The 21,358-nt window shown below is 60.5% G+C and carries 16 protein-coding genes, 1 tRNA gene and 1 pseudogene; 7 read left to right on the plus strand and 11 right to left on the minus strand.

Translation table 11 applies throughout. From position 1 onward, the window contains the following. Nucleotides 1-214: 214 nt before the first annotated feature. Complete coding sequence (gene typA, locus CHU71_RS08275; protein WP_046645480.1) at nucleotides 215-2,125, minus strand: translational GTPase TypA; 1,911 nt, start codon at nucleotides 2,123-2,125, stop codon at nucleotides 215-217. A gap of 210 nt (nucleotides 2,126-2,335) precedes the next feature. Here typA and CHU71_RS08280 point away from each other — a divergent pair, with 210 nt between their 5' ends. From CHU71_RS08280 to CHU71_RS08290, 3 genes are read left to right on the plus strand one after another with little or no spacing between them, the layout of a single operon-like run. Next, nucleotides 2,336-3,202: a hypothetical protein gene (locus CHU71_RS08280; RefSeq protein ID WP_147760766.1), complete on the plus strand. Its 867-nt coding sequence runs from the start codon at nucleotides 2,336-2,338 to the stop codon at nucleotides 3,200-3,202. Further along, nucleotides 3,202-3,738 carry a DUF402 domain-containing protein gene (locus tag CHU71_RS08285; RefSeq protein WP_046645479.1) on the plus strand — a complete coding sequence of 179 codons (537 nt, stop codon included), beginning with the start codon at nucleotides 3,202-3,204 and terminating at the stop codon, nucleotides 3,736-3,738. The genes CHU71_RS08280 and CHU71_RS08285 overlap by 1 nt, the downstream gene beginning before the upstream one ends. 55 nt (nucleotides 3,739-3,793) lie before the next feature. Beyond that, entirely contained in the window at nucleotides 3,794-4,723 is a 930-nt protein-coding gene (locus tag CHU71_RS08290) for a DUF808 domain-containing protein (RefSeq protein ID WP_147760767.1), read from the plus strand. A gap of 25 nt (nucleotides 4,724-4,748) precedes the next feature. On the opposite strand, the pseudogene CHU71_RS08295 reads toward CHU71_RS08290, so the two are convergent. Further along, nucleotides 4,749-5,191, minus strand: a pseudogene (locus CHU71_RS08295) (hypothetical protein). Between the two features lie 101 nt (nucleotides 5,192-5,292). Between CHU71_RS08295 and CHU71_RS08300 the strand changes: the two are divergent. Together CHU71_RS08300 and CHU71_RS08305 are read left to right on the plus strand one after the other, a co-directional pair. Then, entirely contained in the window at nucleotides 5,293-6,399 is a 1,107-nt protein-coding gene (locus tag CHU71_RS08300; protein WP_240927074.1) for a hypothetical protein, read from the plus strand. A gap of 44 nt (nucleotides 6,400-6,443) precedes the next feature. Continuing rightward, nucleotides 6,444-7,856 (plus strand): hypothetical protein, encoded by a 1,413-nt coding sequence (locus CHU71_RS08305; protein ID WP_147760768.1) that lies wholly within the window; start codon nucleotides 6,444-6,446, stop codon nucleotides 7,854-7,856. 6 nt (nucleotides 7,857-7,862) lie between these two features. On the opposite strand, the gene selB is transcribed toward CHU71_RS08305, so the two are convergent. The 3 genes from selB to CHU71_RS08320 form a co-directional block, all read right to left on the minus strand. After that, nucleotides 7,863-9,647: a selenocysteine-specific translation elongation factor gene (selB, locus tag CHU71_RS08310; RefSeq protein WP_147760769.1), complete on the minus strand. Its 1,785-nt coding sequence runs from the start codon at nucleotides 9,645-9,647 to the stop codon at nucleotides 7,863-7,865. Continuing rightward, nucleotides 9,648-11,036, minus strand: coding sequence for an L-seryl-tRNA(Sec) selenium transferase (gene selA, locus CHU71_RS08315; RefSeq protein ID WP_147760770.1), 1,389 nt, complete (start codon nucleotides 11,034-11,036; stop codon nucleotides 9,648-9,650). Nucleotides 11,037-11,128: 92 nt separating this feature from the next. Beyond that, nucleotides 11,129-11,223: transfer RNA gene (locus CHU71_RS08320), tRNA-Sec, on the minus strand. A gap of 189 nt (nucleotides 11,224-11,412) precedes the next feature. Here CHU71_RS08320 and selD point away from each other — a divergent pair. After that, nucleotides 11,413-12,411, plus strand: a complete 999-nt coding sequence (gene selD / locus CHU71_RS08325; RefSeq protein WP_147760771.1) for a selenide, water dikinase SelD — start codon at nucleotides 11,413-11,415, stop codon at nucleotides 12,409-12,411. A 33-nt stretch (nucleotides 12,412-12,444) separates the two neighbouring features. Here the strand turns inward: selD and yedF are convergent, their stop codons facing one another. The 5 genes from yedF to fdnG form a co-directional block, all read right to left on the minus strand. Then, entirely contained in the window at nucleotides 12,445-12,750 is a 306-nt protein-coding gene (gene yedF, locus CHU71_RS08330) for a sulfurtransferase-like selenium metabolism protein YedF (RefSeq protein WP_100087668.1), read from the minus strand. Nucleotides 12,751-12,799: 49 nt separating this feature from the next. Continuing rightward, a complete protein-coding gene (gene yedE / locus CHU71_RS08335) occupies nucleotides 12,800-14,062 on the minus strand; it encodes a selenium metabolism membrane protein YedE/FdhT (RefSeq protein ID WP_147760772.1) in 1,263 nt (420 codons plus the stop codon). A gap of 183 nt (nucleotides 14,063-14,245) precedes the next feature. Next, on the minus strand, nucleotides 14,246-15,364 hold the full coding sequence (gene nrfD, locus CHU71_RS08340) for an NrfD/PsrC family molybdoenzyme membrane anchor subunit (RefSeq protein ID WP_046645472.1): 1,119 nt from the start codon (nucleotides 15,362-15,364) through the stop codon (nucleotides 14,246-14,248). Then, on the minus strand, nucleotides 15,361-16,419 hold the full coding sequence (locus tag CHU71_RS08345; protein ID WP_046645471.1) for a 4Fe-4S dicluster domain-containing protein: 1,059 nt from the start codon (nucleotides 16,417-16,419) through the stop codon (nucleotides 15,361-15,363). Before CHU71_RS08345 ends, nrfD begins: the two co-directional genes overlap by 4 nt. Before the next feature lie 13 nt (nucleotides 16,420-16,432). Continuing rightward, nucleotides 16,433-19,720, minus strand: a complete 3,288-nt coding sequence (gene fdnG, locus CHU71_RS08350; protein ID WP_222709851.1) for a formate dehydrogenase-N subunit alpha — start codon at nucleotides 19,718-19,720, stop codon at nucleotides 16,433-16,435. Between the two features lie 138 nt (nucleotides 19,721-19,858). On the opposite strand from fdnG, the gene CHU71_RS08360 reads away from it, so the two are divergent. Next, nucleotides 19,859-20,932: a biotin/lipoate A/B protein ligase family protein gene (locus tag CHU71_RS08360; RefSeq protein WP_046645468.1), complete on the plus strand. Its 1,074-nt coding sequence runs from the start codon at nucleotides 19,859-19,861 to the stop codon at nucleotides 20,930-20,932. A 73-nt stretch (nucleotides 20,933-21,005) separates the two neighbouring features. Here the strand turns inward: CHU71_RS08360 and CHU71_RS08365 are convergent, their stop codons facing one another. After that, the gene (locus CHU71_RS08365; RefSeq protein WP_005531838.1) at nucleotides 21,006-21,221 is read right to left on the minus strand and encodes a helix-turn-helix domain-containing protein; all 216 of its coding nucleotides are present in this window, start codon (nucleotides 21,219-21,221) and stop codon (nucleotides 21,006-21,008) included. Between the last annotated feature and the right edge of the window lie 137 nt (nucleotides 21,222-21,358).

Consider the following 21,358-nt stretch of genomic DNA (forward strand, 5'->3'; position numbering starts at 1 on the left):
GGTGTCAATGCTCAGTAAGTGATTGGCGTGCTATTGGGCATGTGCTGCCTTCGAACCATCTTTGCGGGCCTGTTTGGTCAATTTCAGGACCTTAGATGCTTCGAGTTCACAATTTGGGAGCATCCTTTTCGCACTGTGCACACAAGCTGCGTCCGCCGCCCCGGAAAACACCAAAACGCGGCCCCCCTTTCAAGGGACCGCGCCTTGCTAGCTCTTACTTGTTGAGCTGCTTTGCACGAGAAGCCGCACGCTTACGGTCGGTAGCCGACAGCTCGACCTTGCGCACACGCATGACGTTAGGGGCAACCTCGACGCACTCGTCGGTGCCACAGAACTCGAGGGCCTCATCCAGAGAAAGGGTACGAGCCTTCGCCAAGGTCACAGTTGCATCTGCAGTAGCGGAACGCATGTTGGTGAGCTTCTTTTCCTTGGTGATGTTGATGTCCATATCCTCATCACGGTTGTTGGCGCCCACGACCATGCCCTCGTAAGCCTCCATACCTGGCTCGACGAAGAAGTCGCCGCGGTCGGCCAGCTGCTGCAGAGCGTATGCGGTGATCTGTCCGGAGCGGTCAGCAACCAGGGAGCCGGTAGCGCGGGACTTGATCTCACCAGCCCAAACATCTAGGCCGTCACCGATAGAGTTCGCGATACCTGCACCGCGAGTCTCGGTCAGGAACTGGGTGCGGAAGCCGATAAGGCCACGTGCTGGGATACGGAAGACCATACGAACCCAGTCACCCTCGCGGACGTCCATGGACTGCATTTGCCCCTTGCGAGCAGCGAGCAGCTGGGTGATTGCACCCTGGTGCTCAGACGGGGAGTCGATGGTGAGCATCTCGTAAGGCTCCATCGTCTTTCCATCAACAACCTGGGTAACGACCTGCGGCTTGCCCACGGTGAGCTCAAAGCCCTCGCGGCGCATGTTCTCGATCAGAACAGACAGAGCCATCTCGCCGCGTCCCTGCACCTCCCAAGCGTCAGGTCGCTCGGTCGGCAGAACGCGGATAGACACGTTACCGATGAGCTCCTGGTCCAGGCGAGCCTTGACCATACGTGCGGTGAGCTTGTCGCCGCCGCCCTGGCCTGCCATCGGAGAGGTGTTCACGCCGATGGTCATGGAGATTGCTGGCTCGTCAACGTGAATCTGCGGCAGTGCGACGGGGTTGTCAACATCAGCGATGGTGTCGCCAATCATGATATCTGGGATACCGGAGATAGCGATGATGTCGCCTGCAATTGCCTCGGTGTCCGGCTGGCGCTCGAAACCAACGGTACGCAGCAGCTCAGCGACCTTGACGTTCTTGACAACTTGGTTGCCCTCGTCATCCCAAGAAATCCAAGCGACCTGCTGGCCCTTCTTGATCTTGCCGGAGTAGATACGCAGCAAAGCAATACGGCCCAAGAAGTCAGAGGAGTCAAGGTTGGCAACGTGCGCCTGCAGCGGGCCGTCGACGGAAGCGGAAGGCTCCGGAAGGACGTCGTAGATAACGTCGAAGAGCGCCTGCAGGTCCTCAGCCGCAGGAACGTTGCCGTCGCCTGGGTTCTCGGTGGAAGCCTTGCCCTCACGGCCAGAAGCGTAAAGAACCGGCAGGTCCAGCAGAGTCTCAGCAGCAGCTGCCGCCTCTTCGTCCTCAAGGCCGGAAGCGATTTCGAGCAGGAGGTCATGAGACTCGCTGACGACCTCGTCGATGCGAGCGTCAGGGCGGTCGGTCTTGTTCACACAGATGATGACCGGCAGCTTGGCTTCCAGCGCCTTGGTCAAGACGAAGCGGGTCTGTGGGAGCGGGCCCTCGGAGGCGTCGACAAGCAGCACAACGCCGTCGACCATGGAGATACCGCGCTCAACCTCGCCGCCGAAGTCGGCGTGGCCTGGGGTGTCGATGACGTTGATGATGAGGTCTCCGCCGTCCTTGCCAAGGCCCTTTCGGTGGATAGCGGTGTTCTTCGCCAGAATGGTAATGCCGCGCTCGCGCTCCTGGTCATTGGAGTCCATGACGCGGTCCGTGTGCTCGCCGTGGTCGCCAAATGCGCCGGACTGCTCCAGCATGCCGTTGACGAGGGTGGTCTTACCGTGGTCAACGTGGGCGACGATGGCGACGTTACGGAACTCGGTGTTAGTCACTGGTGGGGTGCTCCTTAAAAGCAAAATGGGAGCGCGAAAGCGCGAAAAAATTTGAACGGGGTCTAAATATACTCTGACACCCTCTAATTTGCAGCATTGAAGCGCATGAAGAGCTGTAGAAACACAAGTTCCAGGGTTTTGTAACGAAACGATATACACGAACGAAATATGACACAGCAGTCAGGTTTAGGGCTTGACCGCAAGGAAAAAGTGAATATTGTTACTGCAGATACTATTGTGACTTCTGTGACGAGTGTCGTTTCCAAGCACCTCGCCGGGCCGAAGCCCGCAATCCCTACTGCACCCAACACAAGGATTCTGATAACAGTGAGCACTCCGAGCACCACCAACCGCGCTCAGCGCAACCACGGAACCCGCCTCCGCGCGGGCTCCGGAGTTATTGCTGCCGCCACCACGGCGCTCATCGGTCTAGCCGCACCACTTGTCGCCCCCGCACAAGCAGACGCGCCGGACCTATCCTCACTGGAGGCCCAGGCCGCTGCACTCTCCCCTTTGGATGAGCTCGGCCGCCCGAAAGAAGACACCCAGAACCGCATCCGCGAATTCGCCGCACAACCCTGGATGCCCCAGGAGCTGCGCAGCGCCATCCTCTCCGGCCTCGCCTTTTCCATGGGTGAGGGAGGCGATGCCGGCGTAGCAATGCCCGAGGGCCAAGGCCCCGCCTTCCGCCAGTTCTACTGGCCTACTGTCTCCGCACAGTGCATCGGCGGCCAAGCCAACTCTGTGGGTTCCGCCATCGCGGTCCCCGGCCCCACCCAGATGCCAGCGCCTGGCGCCGGCGAGGGCGAAGTAGTCTTCCTCTTCACCGCAATGGGCACCTCGCCTGCCGCCAAGGAGCAGGGAAACATGAACGTACGGTGGTTCAACCTGGACACTTTCCAGTCCGGCATCACTCTACTGTTCAATAACGGAATCAACCAAGATGGCCCCACCACGGTTTCGGGCCGCGCGGTTACAGGCAAGGGCACAGTCGTGGCCCTTTTGTCCGGATCCGTCAACACTCAAGAATCTACGTGTAGCTTCCCGCCCACCGCAGCCTTCCTAGAGGTGAACTAATGAGCGCAGACCTGCACCCAGTCAAGCAAGAAACCTTTAATACGGTAAGCAACGTCAACGTTGACCCCAAAGGATTCCTCCGCGAGGTAGACACCTACCGTGAGACCGACTTCGGCCTCTACATGGCCCGCGGCGCCAATCACCCGCGCTTCGGCTACCTCGAGTCATGGCTGCTTCCGAAACTGGGTTTGCGGGCAAACATCTTCCACTTCCGCGAGGGTGTAGACGCGCGCCAGGACTTCTACTTCGATGTCGCTGACATCGATAACGCCGATGGTGTGTGGACCACGCGTGATCTGTACGTCGACTTGGTTTCTAACACCGGCGAGCCCATCGACGTCCTCGACATCGACGAGCTGGCCGCCGCCACCTCCGCAGGTCTCATCTCCGCGGAAGAGGCCGAGCGCGCCATGGAACGCACCCTCACTGCAGTCGAGGGCATCACTCGTTACGGCGATGATGCGATGGCTTGGTTGCGCACGCTGGGCATCGAACTTTCCTGGGCTGAATCTGTCAGCCTGACTCCGGCTGAATAGGTGCGTAGAGTATGGAGAGATAAATTACTCTCCAAATGAAGGATGCATAACACCTATGACTGGTGGACTTTTTGCACTGCTTGACGACGTCGCACTCATCGCCCGCTCCGCTGCTGCCAGCGTTGACGACGTAGCAGCCCTTGCCGGTAAGACCTCCGTGAAGGCGGCGGGCGTGGTCGTGGACGACGCCGCAGTAACCCCCCAATACGTCGCGGGAGTCACCCCTGCGCGCGAGCTGCCAATGATTTGGCGCATCACCAAGGGCTCCCTGATCAACAAGATTGTCATCATTTTGCCCATCGCCTTGTTGCTTTCCTGGATTGCGCCATGGGCATTGACTCCAATCCTCATGTGCGGCGGCGCTTACCTGTGTTTCGAGGGCGCGGAGAAGATTTTCCACCACTTCATGCCGCACGAGGAGCACAAAGAGGACGCGGAACCCAAGGAAAAGGACCCCGACGCCGAGAACAAGCTGGTGAAGGCCGCCATCACCACCGACCTCATCCTGTCCGCGGAGATCATGGTGATCTCTCTCAACGAGGTCATCAACGAGCCCTTCTGGCTGCGTTTGGGCACGCTTGTGGTCGTGGCCATCGCCATCACCTTGGCTGTGTACGGCGCCGTGGGCTTGCTGGTCAAGATGGATGATTTGGGTATTAAGCTCCTAGAGCGCCACAACGGGAAGTCCGCTCTGGGCAACCTCCTAGTCAAGGGCATGCCGATTGTTTTGAATATCATCTCTGTCATTGGCACCGCCGCGATGCTCTGGGTGGGCGGCCACATCGTCATCAAGGGAATCCACGAGTTCGGTGCTGAGCAGCCTTATGGCTTCATTCACCACCTGACCGAGTCCATCTCCAACGGCGCACTCGCCTGGACCGCGGACACCGTCCTCTCCATGATCTTCGGCTTCCTGCTCGGCGCTGTCATCGTCACGGTGATCATGGCCGTGAAGAAGTCCGCGGGCAAGGACGCCCACGCCTAAGCAGCGCCAACACAGGCGGCGCGCCTTATAAGAACATCAACAGTGAAAGCGCCATGATCGCCATTCCGGCGATGAGCCCGTAAATGGCGTAGTGGTGCTCCCCTGTTTCCTCTGCCGTGGGCAGCAGCTCGTCCAAGGAAATAAAGACCATGATGCCGGCGATGGCAGCAAAGCTAAAGCCCATCGTGGCCGGCCCCATCAGAGGCAGCAGCAGGAGGAAACCAACTACCGCACCCAGGTGCCGGTCTTCTCGCCGCCATAGGCCTCGGTGAGCTGGTCAAGACCGGTGGGGAGGATCTCCATGAACGATACATAGAGCATCACACCTGCAGAAAGGCCAAGTGCCGCCGCCATGAAGGCCGGACCAGGGTTGCGTTTGCTGACTGCGATGCCGGCACCGATGGACGTCGACAAGCCGGCGAAAAGCGTGAGGCCAAAAGCCATGGCTAAGGTGGACAGCGAGTACATCATCTCTGACTATAGAACACCAGCCTGTGCCTGCTCAACTGCGAGGTGCGTAGGCTAGAGATACATACAATCCGTAGTGCAGGACAACATGGGAGGCGCCGTTGAACGGAAACTTGTATCCGCTGGCGAAAAGCTACTTTGGTGTCGAACACGTTGCGGTGCTCGACAACGTAGTGCTGTCCACCGCGCTCTCCCTGCCCACGCTAAGTGAAGCGCCGCTCGCGCTCGACGTGACTTTGGAGGCTGACGCCTTTACCGGTGGTTGGCGCGTGCGCAGCCACTTTGGCATCCTGGGATACCTCGATGCACAAGAGGCCGCCGACTACCCCGCCCTCGACCGCGTGCGTGCCTCAGGGCTGCAGCTATCTACTCGGGCCACGGTTGAGATCCTCCCTGCGGAAGGCTGCGTGGACGTCGCTGTGAGCTTGGGGCTGGCGCCATGGATGATTCCTAACAATGACCAGCCAGCCGGTTCGGTGCTTCTCTGCGGGGGCTTGGGACTGCTCGTTGATACGGCTTCAGGCCAGCTTAATGACGCCCAGCTGGACCAGATGGGCACGCAACAGCTGTTTGTCACGCTGCATGATGTGGAGGGCGACATCGTGGCTGCGACTCCTGGCACGGTCCTGGGCGGTGTGGCCGCAGCTGGCCAGCAGCCGCACCTCAACGCCATTCTGGAGCGCGCAGCTGGCCAGGGCACCACGGTTGCGGCCCGCGCTTTTAGCGCGGATCGGCGCCTTGCTGTCGACGTTCCCTCCCCCGACGCCACTGAGTTCTTCGCGGCCAGCGTCCCGGCACTAGGCATTCCACCATCCCGCCCAGCAATTCCACCCGCCACCGTAGAGCCGACCACCTTCATGGCATGGGAGACCGGCCTCGACGCCGCAGACTTCAGCGCTGACTTGCCGCACGGCATGCGTCACATCGCAAGCCCCACTGCTACGCAGCCGGAGCCCGTTACTGCACAGCCAGAACCCGTGGCAACCCAGCCAGAGCCTGCCGCCCAGCCGGAGTCCGCTGCTCCAGGTCAAGCGCACGCAGAGCTAGCAGACCTTGTCAGTCACATGCCAGGCCAGCAAACGCTAGCGTGGCGCGATTTACCCACAGCTGCGGCACCGGGCCGCTTCTCCTCCGAATCGGCCCGCGTAAGGGCCCGCCGCTCCCAGCGCGACGCCGCCCACCGCCGCGGTGGCAACCACCGCAAATAACCCGCTTAGGTCGCCGCACTTTAAACCGATACGAAAGGTCCTTCATGCTTTCTTCTCATCGCCGCTTGGTACGCCTGAGCGCCGTCGTTGTGGCCAGCAGCCTACTGCTTTCTGCCTGCGGCGAAAGTGAATCTGCCAACTCCCGAATCATTCAGGGTTTGCATCAAAAGAAGCCGAGGGAACCCATCACCCGTGCGATGAGCGATCTTGTGTCTTCCGAGGTGGCTAAGGGCCTGGGCACCGACAAGTACGGCCTGCCCACCGCACATGGCGCTCCGTTGGCTTCTGGCGCCTTAAAAAAGTGCCCCGATTTCAAAGGAGATACCTTCCAGGCCATTGCGGATTCCCAGACGCTGGAGGACCACGAAATTGAGGTCGACTACGGTCTCGACAAGGCCGACCTTTCTTCGTGGGACGGTATGTGCGCGCCCATCAAGTTTGAGGGCAAAAACGTCTTTGCCACCGTGGCCACCGTTCCTTATGCGTCCAACGGCAATGACGTCACTGGGCCGATGCTCTACATCTTCGACGGCCACAATGGCACGCCACTGGTCACGCAGCCTTTCGATTTGCCCCAAGAATTTACAGGCACAAAGCTGTCCGATTTTGCTGTCTCGCAGGTTGGCGAAGAACTGGTGTTTTCCCAGTCCGATGTTGCAAAGTCCGCGGCCCCGCGCATCTTCGCGCTCTCCCTGGCTGACGCCACAACCAAGATACTTGAGCAGCCTAAAGCTAGCGGTGAGCAGCACCGCCTAGAGGAGTTTCCACTGGGTGAGACATACGTATATCTAGTTCAGCGGACGGGCGAGGAAGGCGACCAGCTCCTGCTCATCGATGCGCTGAACGGTGAGGAAAAGGTACTGGTCGACGCCAATGCTCCTGGATTCATCGACGGGGAACTGCCACAGGAGACAAAGGGCTACACGTTCCTCCACAACAACGACTTTGTGGTCGGCATCTCGGATAACGCGGCACGCCCCACCTTTGTTTATGATGAGGCTCATGGCGCGCGCATGCTTGGCGACGCCTTCCCCACCGCCAACCCCGATGACCCCGCCAAGGTCACGAGCCCTACCGGCACTGTGGTGCGCAACAAGCTCACTCTGTTGGATAAAGACGAGGGAATCCGCGTGATCGACCTCGCATCTGGGGAAATGATCAAGGAAGTCTCGAACGAAGACATGACCAAGATCTTTGAAACCGAGGATTACAAGGAAAAGGGTATCTCCGCGATTTCGGATGGTGCGTCACTCTACCTGGCCACTGGCCAAACACAGGAGTCCACCGAACGCTACAAGGTCAATCTGGAAACGCTGGAGATTGAGGAAAAGCAGCCCAAGGTCGTGCCGCTTTTCGATACTCAAAACCTGTTCTATTCCGGCTCAACGCTTTTTGCCAACTTTGGTGAGTCTGGTGGCACGATTCCGGCCACCGGCATCCACGCCTATTTTGACTAGGCCCAGCTAGCGCAGCTCGCGCTGAGCCCCGTCCAAGCGGCGGGTAACGCCCTTTTCGTCCAGATATTCCAGCAGCGGGATGGCCACGCGGCGGGTAGTCCCCAGCGCCTGTCGCGCCTGGGACGTACTGAAAGGCTGGTCGATGCCTTGCAATCGCGTGCGCGCCTCAGCCACGGCCGAGGGCAACAACACGACGCCGTCCTTCAGGCGCAGGATTCGCCCGGCACGCTCGGCTGCGGCGAGCTCCTTGCTCCCCAGACGCAGATCCTTAAGATCCGCAGCTTCTGGTGCGGCGAAGGGTTCCTTGTGGAGCCGCTGTTCTAGCTTGGCGACGCCCTCCTCCGCAGCGCCAAGCGACGCCACAGCACCAGGCACCCGGATTGCGCCCTCGACGGATTCCAACTTGGCTGCCGCCACCGCAAGGTTGAGCAATGCATCTTCGCTAAGGCCCAAGGCGTCGCGTGCCGCGCCGCGAGGCAGGCCCACCGCGAGGGGGTTCGCGGCGGCGTGATCGGCTACGGCGCCGCTCAATTGCTGCTTCCACTGCCCCACTTGTGCTGCGGTAATCCACCACTTACTAAACGCGATGACACCGGCGGGCGGGGCGTCCACGGTGTAGCCATCGCGGCGCAAGTCTTCGATGAGGGCGTAGCCGCGTTGTTGCAGGGTCAAGGCGGGGCTCTTGTAATCTTGTTGCCCGGCGAGCTGCTCGGCCCAGCGCGCTGCCGCGCCACGGCGCCGCAGCTGCGGTGGGTTCAGGTCCACGACCTCGACGCCGGCGAGCACGTGGCGTGCGCCGGGGCCTCGCAACACAAAGCGGTCGCCAAGCTCTAGCGCGAGCGGCTGACTCAGGCGGATGCGTGCGAAGTCGGCGCTAAGCGGGCGAACGTGCGCCTCGACGCCAGCGGTACCAGTGTGAGCCACCAAATCCTGCGCGATTGCGTCAAGGGCATCGCCGGAGGTGCGCCGAACGTCGAAGAGCTCTGCCTGTCGCCACGTGCCGGGGCTGAGCAAGGCATCTCCTCGGCTAATCGCTTCGGCGTCGATTCCACGAAGATTGACCGCCACGCGTGTCACGGGTGTGGCAGCCTCCACTGCGGTGTTCTCGCTGTGGAGACCACGGACCTCAACGGGCTCTGTGCCAGACGCGTTGAGCAACTCGAGGCTGTCACCAACTCTCAAGGTGCCAGCCGCGAGTGTGCCGGTAACTACGGTTCCGGCGCCCTTAACGCTAAATGAGCGATCGACCCACAGTCGCATACGTTGTTCGGGGTCGGGGCTCGGTGCGGCAGCGAGAATCTCATCAAGCGCGGCACGCAGCTCATCGATGCCCTCGCCGGTCTTGGCGGAAACGGTGAGAATGGGGGCGTCGGCAAGCGCGGTGCCGTGCAGCTGGCGGCGCACGTCCGCCTCGACCTCCAAGCGGCGCGCCACGTCGGCACGATCGGCACGCGTCAAGGCCACCAAGCCGTGGCTGATGCCAAGAGCTGCAATCGCATCGCGGTGATCGGTGGACTGGGCCTGCCAGCCCTCATCTGCTGCAACCACAAAGAGCACCACGGGCGCGGGGCCGAGGCCAGCCAACATGTTTCCAAGAAAACGTTCGTGGCCCGGCACGTCCACGAAGGCGACATCTGCGCCGGAGGGCAGACGCGTCCACACAAAGCCCAGATCGATGGTGAGGCCGCGGCGCTTCTCCTCTTCCCAACGATCAGGTTCCATGCCGGTAAGTGCCCTGGCCAGGGTGGATTTACCATGGTCAACGTGGCCTGCCGTTGCGACGACGAACATCTACTTCTCCCCTTGTACCTCGAGTGCCTGTTGTGCGGCAAGTGCCTGTTGTGCGGCGAGGATGGCATCGATGAGCTGAGCATCCTGCGCTGGCGGGATGCAGCGCACGTCGACAAGGCACTGCCCCTGATGTACGCGTGGCAGGACTGCTGGTTCACCTGTACGCAGGTGCTGCGCGAACTGCTCCGGCAAAGACACAGCGAAGCCTTCGAGAGGGTACTCGGGCGCACCGCCGCCGCCCACACGTCCAGCGTGAGTGATGACCTGCCCACCCACTGCGGCGGCAATGTCTTGAGTCCGTCCTTCATATTCCGCTAGATCGATGTGCAAGCTGTCTTGGACCGCATTCGATGGCGCATTAATCGCCGCCTCGAGTGCATTCAGGCGCAGCTTGTCGATGCGCACCGCGCGGGCCAGCGGATGCTTCTTAATCTTGGACAGCGCTTCCTTGGTGCCCAAGATGATTCCGGCTTGTGGGCCGCCGAGCAACTTGTCCCCAGAGGCAATAACCACGTCGGCACCAGACGCCAGCTGCGCCTGCAGATCTGGTTCTTCGGGCAGAGCCGGGTCTGGTACAAGCAGCCCCGAGCCTAGGTCCACGATGAGATGTACACGCTCGCCGGACGCACCTAGCTGTTTGTTGTGCCGTTTTAGAAGCTGCTGCAGCTGCGGCACGTCCACGGAGGTGGTGAAGCCTTCGATACGGAAGTTGGAGGGATGCACCTTCAGGATTGCGCCGGTGTGGGTGCTCAACGCGGATTCGTAGTCGCTGAGGTGGGTACGGTTCGTGGCGCCGATTTCCTTGAGTCGGGTACCCGAGGATTCAATAAGCTCTGGCAGACGGAATCCAGCCCCAATCTCGATGAGCTCGCCGCGGGAGATGATAACCTCTTGTTGCGGCGCAAGTGCTGCCGTGGCCAGCAGCAATGCGGATGCACCATTGTTAACCACGAGGGCATCTTCGGCGCCTGGGCATGCGGCAAGCAGTGCAGAGATTGCGCCGCGGCCACGGTTTTTGGAACGCACTCCAGCGGGCAGATCCATTTCGACGTCTGTGTAAGAAGCGGCGTCGCAAAGCGCTGCTTTAGCAACCTCTGGCAGCGATGCACGCCCAAGATTGGTATGGACGATGACCCCCGTGGCGTTGAGCACTGGACGCAGGCTATACGGGCGGGCCGAAGCGAGTACGCGTGCTACCTCTGCGCGCACATCCTGCGGGGCGATCTCAGCACGCTGAGCGCGGCCAACCACGCCTTTAATTAGTGCTTTTAGCGCATGTTCCGCAAGCCTAAGCCTCGCAGCTTTAGTCTCTGGAAGGCGGAGAAGTTCGTCGGTACGCGGGATGTTGCGGCGCTCATCTTGCTGCCGCGAATCACTGTGGCCTGTCACAATCGCTCCTTGATTTAAAGCTATCGAAGCCAGAGAAGCCGCAATCGCAAGATAAACGGGCGCGACATGGCGGGCGCCAGCTCGAGAGGTTTTGGCGGAGACGGACAGGAATCGAACCTGCCAGACCGAGATGCTCGGCCTCACCGGTTTTGAAGACCGGGGCGCCCACCAGGACACGTACGCCTCCGTTGCGAAAGCTTACACGTAGGAGCCCTTCCCTTGGTGCCATGCTTCACTTTGAACGCACAAACACGTCAATCTCTAGGTGAGGTGCCCAGCGATGTGGCCTGCTGGGCTAAAGTTCCGTTACCGCGCGCCTTCGCTGCTGCTTTTAGACGATGGGTAGGGCATTCGCTGGGGTTGTAGACTCAGTTGCATGACTGACATCTTGTTAACCTCATTCGCAGCAGGTGGCGGATGCGCCTGCAAGATCCCTCCCGGCGAGCTGGAATCGGCAGTTGAGGGCCTCATTGGCAAGGCCGATCCCAACGTGCTCGTCGGCTTGGACGACGGCGACGATGCCGCCGCAGTCAAGATTCAAGACGGTCTCGCTGTTATTTCCACGGCCGACTTTTTTACGCCGATGCTCAACGACCCTTATGACTGGGGCCGAGTAGCTGCCGCTAATGCGCTTTCCGACGTCTATGCCATGGGAGGCACCCCAGTAACCGCCATCAACCTGGTGGGATGGCCGCGTGAGGTCCTGCCCCTAGATATCCTCCGCGAAGTGCTGCGCGGCGGCATGGATGTGGCAACGCAGGCCGGCTTTTCGGTTACCGGCGGCCACTCTATTACCTCGCCTGAGCCAATCTACGGCATGGCAGCGACCGGCATCGTGGCGCCGGAGAAACTCATGCGTAACGACTCCGCTGAGGCGGGTCTGCCGATTACGCTGACCAAGCCCATTGGCGTGGGCATCCTCAACAACAAGCACAAGGCCACGGGTGAGGTTTCCCAGGCTGCCGTCGATTCGATGACAGCACTCAACAGGGACGCTTCCCGCGCAGCTGTGGAGGCTGGCATTTCGGCGGCTACCGACGTCACGGGCTTTGGCTTGTTGGGTCACCTCTACAAGATGATGCGTGCCTCCGGGGTCGCTGCTGAGCTCGACTTCAGCGCTGTGCCGGCAGTCGAGGGTGCCAAGGAAGCGCTGGCCGAGGGCTTCATCCCCGGTGGCTCCCGCCGCAACCTAGACTGGGTCCGCCCGCATATAACCAACGAGGCTGGACTGAGCGAAGAAGAGCTGGTCTTCCTCGCTGATGCACAGACTTCCGGCGGTCTGCTGCTCATCGGTGAGGTACCTGGCTACCCGGTCATCGGACGTACCGTGGCTCACGATGGTTCTGAGGACAGCGCCTTCATCACCATCAAGTAAGACTGCGGTTTCGGCCGTGGCCTGCTGGACCGTCTAGGCCTTCTTCTTAAACAGGCGTGATACCCACCCGGACTTTTCCGCGGTGGGGTGCGTGCCGAGGATCTTCTCGCCGCGTCGGAACACAAACGTCATGCGCGCGCCCTCGCGGGTGGGCTCACCGATGAGCTCGTGGCCCGCTGCTGTGGCGTCATCCGGCACGTTGCGATAGGCCTGCGGGCAATCAGTGGTTACTTCCAGGGTCTGTCCCGGCTTGAGGCCATGCAATGCCTCCAATGTGTGAATGACCGGGTACGGGCACGACTCGCCGCACAAGTCGATTTCAAAATCAGGTGTGGTCACACTAGGTCCTTAACTTTGTTAACAGAGCTCAGTTTCTGCGGTGTTTTCTTTACGCGCTACGGCTGTACTGGGATTCTAGACGCGCACGACGGTCGCCACGGCGAGGTGCTTGAAGTAGCCACCACCCCACGAGCAGAGCCAAGGTCAGTGCAAGTGCGGGCCATGGGCCAAAGGACTCATAGAAGTTGAGCTTCCAGGAGTTTGCCACCAAGGTGTCGTAAACGCCCCAATGATCCCAGCCATAAGCCAGTACCGTTGCGCCGATGACGTTTCCGGCAAAGGCAACCCACGCAACCAGCTGGCCCTCCATTGCGCGGTACATCATGCCGGTCTCGCAAGCGCCAGCCATGATGATGCCCAGCCCGAAGAGGAAGCCGCCGATCACGGTTCCCCATCCTGCCGGCTTCGTCAGCGGTTCCATTCCGGTTCCCAGCAAAACAAAGAAGGTCACGATGACGGCCGCGGCCAAACCAATAATCAGCGAGTCCGCGAGCTTGGTCTTCTTGGTCACCCACAAATCGCGGAAGGCCGCAGTAAAGCAGATCTGACCGCGCTGGATGAGGATTCCAAAAGCCAAGCCAAAGACCACGGCTGCAGCCAACATGTTCTTGCCCGTCATGAAGTAGACGATGGTGACCACGGCCATCACCGCGCACATCCCGATGGCAATGACGAGGTGGCGGATACGGCGGCGTCTTAAAGCACCAGCGTCAGCGTCAGCGGCGTCCTTAGCCTGGGCCGGGCGCGGGCGCGGGGGACCACGCCACCAGTGTTGCTTGATCACCTGCACCCCGACCCAGGTACCTACCGCAGTCATCACGGTGAAAATCCACGCGTGCAACGAGAACTGCGGAATGCCCGTGAACATCGCCGCGAGGTTGCAACCGTAGGCCACGCGCGCGCCAAATCCGGCAACGATGCCGCCCACCAAGGCTTGTGTCCACCGGCGCTTGAGCGGCGGAATGCGCCACCGGAAATCCCCTGCTGCCAAGGCCGCGATGAGCGAACCAATCAGCATCGCAATGACGATCCAGCCATCAGTGCGCTCAAGCGGATTGCCCTGCATTTTGGTTACTTCTGCATAGTATTTCCAGCCCTTAATATCAGCGCCGAAGGCCTCCACGACGTGGCCGCCAAGGCGCGTGAACTCGCCGGTGACTGCCCAAACAGTCCCGGTGATGAGGAAGTACAAACCAGACAGGATGCCCAACACGGCAAAGACTGGTCCTGGGGCGAGTCCCACGCGGGTGCGATAAAAAGCGTCATAAGACTTCTTGTCATACGAGCGCAAACTACGAGAAGGGGTAGACATCCTTTTTCTTCTTTCACAATCCAAGTCGCGGCGTGTGCTTTACGTCTAGAAAGAGATTAGGCGGAGCCCACCGATTGAGAAGCATTAGGGTCCACGAGAAAAGCCCGCGCTTGTTAGAACTTCGGGTTCTGGCAAGCGCGGGCTTGAGGGTTTTCGCGCAAAAGCGCGAGAAGCATGCGCGGCTTAGTGCTTGGAGGTGACCACCGAGTGGGCCAGGCCTTCTTGCGCACGCTTGCGCGCGGCGCGACGCTTTTGTGGTTCGATGGTGGTCGCAGGATCCTTGACCGCCTCGATACCCGCGTTGAGCACGCCGAAACGGGTGCAGGCGGAACCCGCCATGAGCGAAAGGCCCGAGAGCACGGAGAGGGTACGGGACTTTGTGGCCGCTGCCACCGCGGTGCCCACGCCACCAGCGGCGATGAGGTACTCGCTGGCTTTCATGAGCTTGCCTGGCTTGCCCTTGTGCAAAGGAACCACGGTCTCTGGTTCCATGTTCTCTTCCATGATCTTGGTCGCGGCCAAGTCACTAGCAGCGGCGGCCATGCCCAAGGCACGGGCTGGGCCGGCATGCTCGACTGGGGTGAACACCATGGCGCAGCCAGACGCGGCCGCCGACGCCGAGGAAACAAAGACATAAGCCAGGTGCTTCTTGGCGTCGTTCCACGTCGGGTTCGAGGTGTTGCCCAAAAGCACTGCGGTGTAGCCCGCCAAAGGACCGCCCAGCACACCAGCAACAACACCAGCAGGACCAGCCGCAGCGCCCAGTGCTTTGCGGGCAAAGCGCGGCAACGGCAGCTTCTGCTTAGTGAGTTTGTCGGCTTCATACAATGCAGGCAACGACGCAGCAGTGGCGAAGGAGCCCAGAATCCACGAACCCACGCTCATCGGCGAGGTCACCTTGAATACGCGGAACATGTTGAGCAAGCGCTCAGGGCGGCCAAGGTCAAGGACCAAGAAGACTGAGCCACCAGCGGCGGCAGTAAATGCGGCAATGCGGGTGCTGCGCGCCAAAGGTTCATTCTTCGTGGCAGATGCGCCGGCGGCCAGCAAAGCGGAGCCGCCGGAAAGACCGCCTAGGAACAGGTAAGCGCCAATCGGCCACTCCCATGGCGGAGCCTTGACCACGGGCTTGCCGTAGTAGGAGGAGAACTCGAAGTCCTCCGCCATGCGCTCTTCCTTGGAACCATCCTGCGCACCGGCGCCAGGACGCTTACGCTTCTTCTTCGGCTTGGTGCCATCAAACTTGCGGTAGCGGTTCGCACGCTCTTCTTGCGGCGGGCGGTACTCGTCGAATTCGCTCACTTGCGGCCTCCCATCACGAACGCACCGGCAACGGCCAAGGCCATGCCACTGATAGCTTTAGCTGCGGTCTTGTACATCTGCGGCAGGTCCGCAGTGGGCACGCGTGGGTCTGGCGGCAAGCCGTAGACCTCCGGCGAATCCAGGATAAGGAAGATAGAGCCGGTGCCACCGACGCCGTCCTCGCGGTTGGCGCCGTACAGGCGTGCCTCGGTCAGGCCCTGCTCGTGCAGAACTTTGACGCGCGCCTCGGCTGCGGCCAGCATCTCCTCGTACGGGCCGAACTGAATGGAGTCAGTCGGACATGTCTTGGCGCAGGCTGGCTGCTCGCCGATCTTAAGGCGGTCGTAACACATGGTGCACTTCTGAGCGACGCCGAGATTCTTAATCGGCATCTTCTCGCCCGGCGTGTGGTCCTCGCCTTGCGGCTTGAGCTGCGCGAGCTTCTTGAAGACGTTGATGCCCGCGTGATCATCGTGCTGGTAGTCCACGGTGGCGGTCTTATCGGTCTTCAGTGTCACGCCACCGTCGTCGCGGCGCTCGATAACGCCGAAAGGACAGCCGGCAACGCAGGTGCCGCAGCCATTGCAGACGTCATCCTGGACCACCACGGTGCCGAACTCAGAGCGGAACAGCGCGCCCGTTGGGCACACGTCCAAACAACCGGCGTTGGTGCAGTGCTTGCACACGTCGGAGGACATCAGCCAGCGAAAATCGCCGGTATCCGGCGGAGTGGTATCCACCGCGGCGGGCTGGGTGCCAACCCCCGGCATGCCGAGAGAGACCAGCTGGCGGCCTTCCTCGCGTGCCTTTTCGATGCGATCATTGTCCTGCTCGATAAAGGCCACGTGACGCCATGTATTCGCACCCAGCGAACCGGTGTTGTCATAAGAGTCACCGGTGACCGCATAGCCCTCAACCGGGTTGCGGTTCCATTCCTTACAAGCCACCTCGCAGGCCTTGCAGCCAATGCAGATCGAGGTGTCCGTAAAGAAAGCCATGCGGTTGTAGGACTCGTAGCCGTGCTTATCGGCTTTTTCAGTAAGCAAATTAGCCATGAGCTCTACTCACCTACCCTTCTTTGCCTTCATAGTCGGCTACGTTGCCGGCGGTGTCATCCGCGCCGGTGTTTTCGTCCTTGGAATTAGCACCCTTGTCTTCGGGATTCAGCGCGAAAGCATCGTCGACGTCGACAAGCTGGTTACCGGACTCCAGGTCGAGGTGCGCCTTCTCTTGGTATTCCTTGAGAAGCTCGATGCGTGCATGTCCGCGTGGGCGACGGCCCGGACGGATATCGCAAGCACCAATCTTGGAGTTCTGGATCCACACGTTTGGCTCAAGGGTCAGACCCAACAGGTCGTTGGCGCCGTCGCCAGCTACCGGCGTGGTCTCAGACTCGCCGTAGTGGTACGGGATACCAATCTGGTGGAAGTCCTCGCCGTTGATCTTCAGCTTCTGCACACGACCAGTGACCAGCACCTGTGCTTCGATGACGCCACGTGGCGAGACGATGGTCGCCCAATCGCCGTTGCTCAGACCGCGCAGCTGCGCGAGCTCCTTGGAAACCTCGCAGAACAAGCCCGGCTGCAGCTCTGCCAAGTAAGGCAGGCGGCGCGACATTGCACCGGAGGTGTACATCTCGGTCAGACGATACGTGGAGAACACGAACGGGAAGACCTCTGCACCAGGCTCCCCTGGCTCAGGACGCGACAGGTTGTCAGGACGCTTGATGGTCAGACGCGTCGGTGACTGCTGCTGCTTGTAGAGCAGGTTGTGCACTGGGGACTCATGCGGCTCGTAGTGCGTTGGCAACGGGCCGTCGGAAAGCCCCTTCGGCGCAAACAGCCAGCCCAGGCCATCAGCCTGCATGATGAATGGGTCATCACCATCGAGCGCTGCAGGACCGACGGCGTCAACAGGCGCGCGATAGTCCGGCGCCTTGTTGACTGGGAAGTCAGGGACGTCGTCGCCGACCCACGCGGCCTTGGCCTCATCCCACCAGATGTACTTCTTGCGCTCCGACCACGGAGTGCCGTCTGGGCGGGCGGAAGCACGGTTGTACAGGAGGCGGCGGTTGGCCGGCCATGCCCAGCCCCACTCCAGAGCAACTTCGTTTTGCTCGGCACCCGGGACCTTCTTGGCGGCATGGTTGATGCCGTCCTTGAAGACGCCCGTGTAAATCCAGCAGCCGCCGGAGGTGGTGCCGTCGTTCTTCATCTCGACGAAGGCCGGCAACAGCTGGCCCTTCTTCGGTCCGTCGAGGTAATAGCCGTTGATTTCCTTCAGGATCTCCTCGGAATCCGGCTCGCCTTCCTCGTTTTCTGGGTAGTCCCAGGTGATCTTCTGTACCGGAAGATCGCGCGGATCGGTTGAGTCAGCCAGGCGCTCCTTGATCTTCTTACCTAGCTGGTAGAAGAACCACAGGTCGCTCGTGGCCTCACCCGGCGGCGTGACCGCCTGGAAACGCCACTGCAGCATGCGTTGCGTCTGGGTGAAGGTGCCCGCCTTTTCCACGTGAGTAGCAGCCGGCATGAGGAAGACCTCGGTGCCGATGTCCTCGGTCTTGAGTTCGTCGTTCTTAATCTCCGGCGAATCCTTCCAGAAGGACGCAGTCTCGATCTCTTGGAAGTCACGTACCACAAGCCACTTCAGCGCAGCCAGGCCACGGCGCTGCATACCGCCGTTGGACTGTGCCACCGCTGGGTTCTGGCCAAAGACAATGTAGCCCTCAACCTCGTGCTCGAGCATGGCCATGAGCGTCTCATAGGTGGAGTGCGCACCAGAGATGCGTGGCATGAGGTTGTAGCCCCACTCGTTGTCCTTGGTCGCAGCATCGCCCCAGTAGGACTTCATGAGGGAGACGGCGTAGTTCTCACCGATCTGCCAGAAGCCCTTCTGGTCTTCCTTACGGAAGCTGTCCACGTACTGCTTCCAGTTCTGCAGAGCCACGTGTGGCATCGGCAGGTAGCCCGGCAGCGAGTTGAACAAAGTCGGGATATCGGTTGAGCCTTGGATGGACGCGTGTCCACGCAGCGCCATGATGCCCGAACCCGGACGGCCGACGTTGCCCATCAGCAGCTGCAGGATCGCAGCGGTACGGATGAACTGTGCGCCCAGGGTGTGCTGGGTAAAGCCCAGTGCATATGCGAAGCACGTGGTGCGATCCGGCTTGGAGTTATCCGCGATGGAGTTAGCCAGATAGAAGAAGTCCTCCTGCGAGATACCGCAGGTCTCCTCCACCATCTCCGGGGTGTAACGGGAGTAGTGACGCTTGAGAATCTGGAACACCGAGTTCGGGTGCTGCAGAGTCTCGTCTTTCTCCACGTTCCACGAAGAACCCTCCGGCTTACGGACATACTGCCACGAGTCGGTGACGTACTTGCCGGTCTCTGGGTCATAGCCAGAAAACAGGCCATCCAAGTCCTCCGTGTCCTGGTAATCGGGGGAAATGATGGAGGAGGCGTTGGTGTACGAGACCACGTAATCGTGGAAGTAGAGCTCGTTGTCGATCATGTACTTGATGATCGCGCCGAGCAGGACCACGTCAGTACCGCCGCGAATGCCGATGTGGCGGTTCGCGAAAGCCGAAGTACGGGTGTAGCGCGGATCCACGTGGATGATGCGCGCGCCGCGCTTCTTGGCCTCAACTACCCACTGGAAGCCCACTGGGTGGCACTCGGCCATGTTAGAACCCTCAATGACGATGCAGTCCGCATTCGCCATATCCTGCAGCGGTTGGGTTGCGCCGCCGCGGCCAAACGAAGTTCCCAAACTGGGAACGGTGGCAGAGTGTCAAATACGAGCCTGATTTTCGACCTGTATCGCGCCCGTGGCGGTAAACAGCTTCTTAATCAGGTAGTTCTCTTCGTTGTCCAAGGTCGCACCACCCAGGCCAGCGATGCCCATGGTGCGGTTGAGGGTGCGGCCCTCTTCGTCGGTGTCCTGCCAGTGCGCCTTGCGGGATGCCACAAAGCGATCGGCAATCATGTCCATGGCGGTCTCGGTATCGAGATACTCCCACTCGGAGGAGTACGGCGCACGGTACTTGATCTTGGTCAGGCGCGTCGCAGAGTTGATCAGCTGCTCGGAAGCAGAGCCCTTGGGGCACAGACGGCCACGCGAGATTGGGGAATCTGGGTCGCCTTCGACCTGAATGACTTTATTGTCCTTGACATAAACGCGCTGGGAACAACCCACCGCGCAATAAGGACACACAGATTGCACGACGCGATCCGCCTCAACGGTCCTGCCGTGGAGCTCTTTGCTCTTCTTCGACTGGGTGCTCAAGTCCCTGCCGAAGGCGTCCTTGGAACGCACCTGGCGCACTACTGGCCAGTTGAAAGGACTAAATTTAGACATACAGTCAAAGTTAGTGCTACCTAGCCTCTAAAGCTAGAAAGGTGTACCTAAGTAGCAACTTTCGTACATCCCCGGCTGGGCCCGGCTTGCTTAGCCACCACGCGGAACAAAGCCGGCGCTTCGCGTGTTGACCAAAGTATGGATAACCCAACGCATTTCGAACTCAAAGTCCCGGGCGGCAAGCTCCTTGTCGTAGACATCGAGGTCACCGACGGCACTATCTCCTCCGCGCAGGTCTCGGGTGATTTCTTCCTTGAGCCGGAAGAGGCCTTCGAGACTCTCGGCCCCTCGCTGGAGGGCTCCAAGGTTTCTGATTCCGCGCAAGAGATCACCGCGCGGCTCGATGCCGCACTCGCAAAGATTGAGGCGGAGCATCCTGTAGCCCTCCACGGCTTTTCCACGCACGACTTGGCCGTAGCTGTTAAGCGTGCACTCTCAGGCGGCACCGACTTCACGGACCACCAATGGGAGATCCTCCAGCCGGGCGTGCTGCCTACCCCAGTGAACGTGGCGCTCGACGAGGTCATCCTCAACGAGGTGGCTGAGGGAAAACGCGGTCCGACGCTGCGTTTCTGGGAGTGGGAAGACAAAGCGGTCGTGTTCGGCTCCTACCAGTCCTATGCCAACGAGCTGGACCAGGAGGGCGTCGACAAGCATGGCATCACTCCAGTCCGCCGCATGTCCGGTGGTGGCGCGATGTTCATGGAGGGCGGCAACTGCATCACGTACTCCATTTACGCCCCGGAGTCCCTGGTGGCCGGCTACTCCTACGAGGCTTCTTATGCCTACCTCGACCAGTGGGTGCTTGCTGCACTGGCCAAGCACGGTGTGAACGCTTGGTACGTGCCGATCAACGACATCACCTCCGACGGCGGCAAAATCGGCGGCGCTGCGCAGAAGCGTCGCGCGGGCGCAGTGCTCCACCACACCACGATGAGCTACAACATCGACGCGGACAAGATGATGGAAGTGCTGCGCATCGGCAAGGTAAAGGTCTCCTCCAAGGGCCTGGCCAGCGCCAAGAAGCGCGTGGATCCGCTGCGCCGCCAGACCGGCGTGGCGCGTGAGGAGATCATCGAGACCATGGCCCGCGAGTTCGCAACTCGCTACGGCGCCAAGGACGCCGCGCTTTCCGACGCCACCCTTGCCGAGGCCGAGCGCCTCGTTTCCGAGAAGTACTCCACCGAGGAGTGGACGAAGCGAATTCCGTAATTCTTTCGCGGCTCTTCTCAGAGTTCAAGAGCAGCCCGGCGAAATCGCAGTTCCCGCTCAGCGGCATTAGTCGTCATGCGTTCACGACCTCAACACGCAGCCCCACCGCGCTGAGCAGTTCTAACACGGTGGAAAAGCTGGCTTTTCCGGTCCCCAGCTCCACATCTCGGACCGTTCTGTCACTCACTCCCACCAACTCGCCCAATTCTTCCTGAGTCAATTGATACGCCTTTCGGCTTTCCCGCAGTGCGGTTCCGAGTTCAGACAACCAGCCATCGATGCGATTCATATCGGAAATATCCTTCCCTTTTACGCTTTTCAAACTCTAAAATAGCCTCGAAATCACAAAACAGGAAGTATTTTTCCGATTTACCCGTTTCTCCCGATATTCCCCTCGCTCCAGCAAGTTTTCGGAAGGATATTTCC

The sequence above is a fragment of the Corynebacterium sp. LK14 genome (genome assembly GCF_008042215.1).
Classification (GTDB): Bacteria; Actinomycetota; Actinomycetes; order Mycobacteriales; family Mycobacteriaceae; genus Corynebacterium; species Corynebacterium striatum.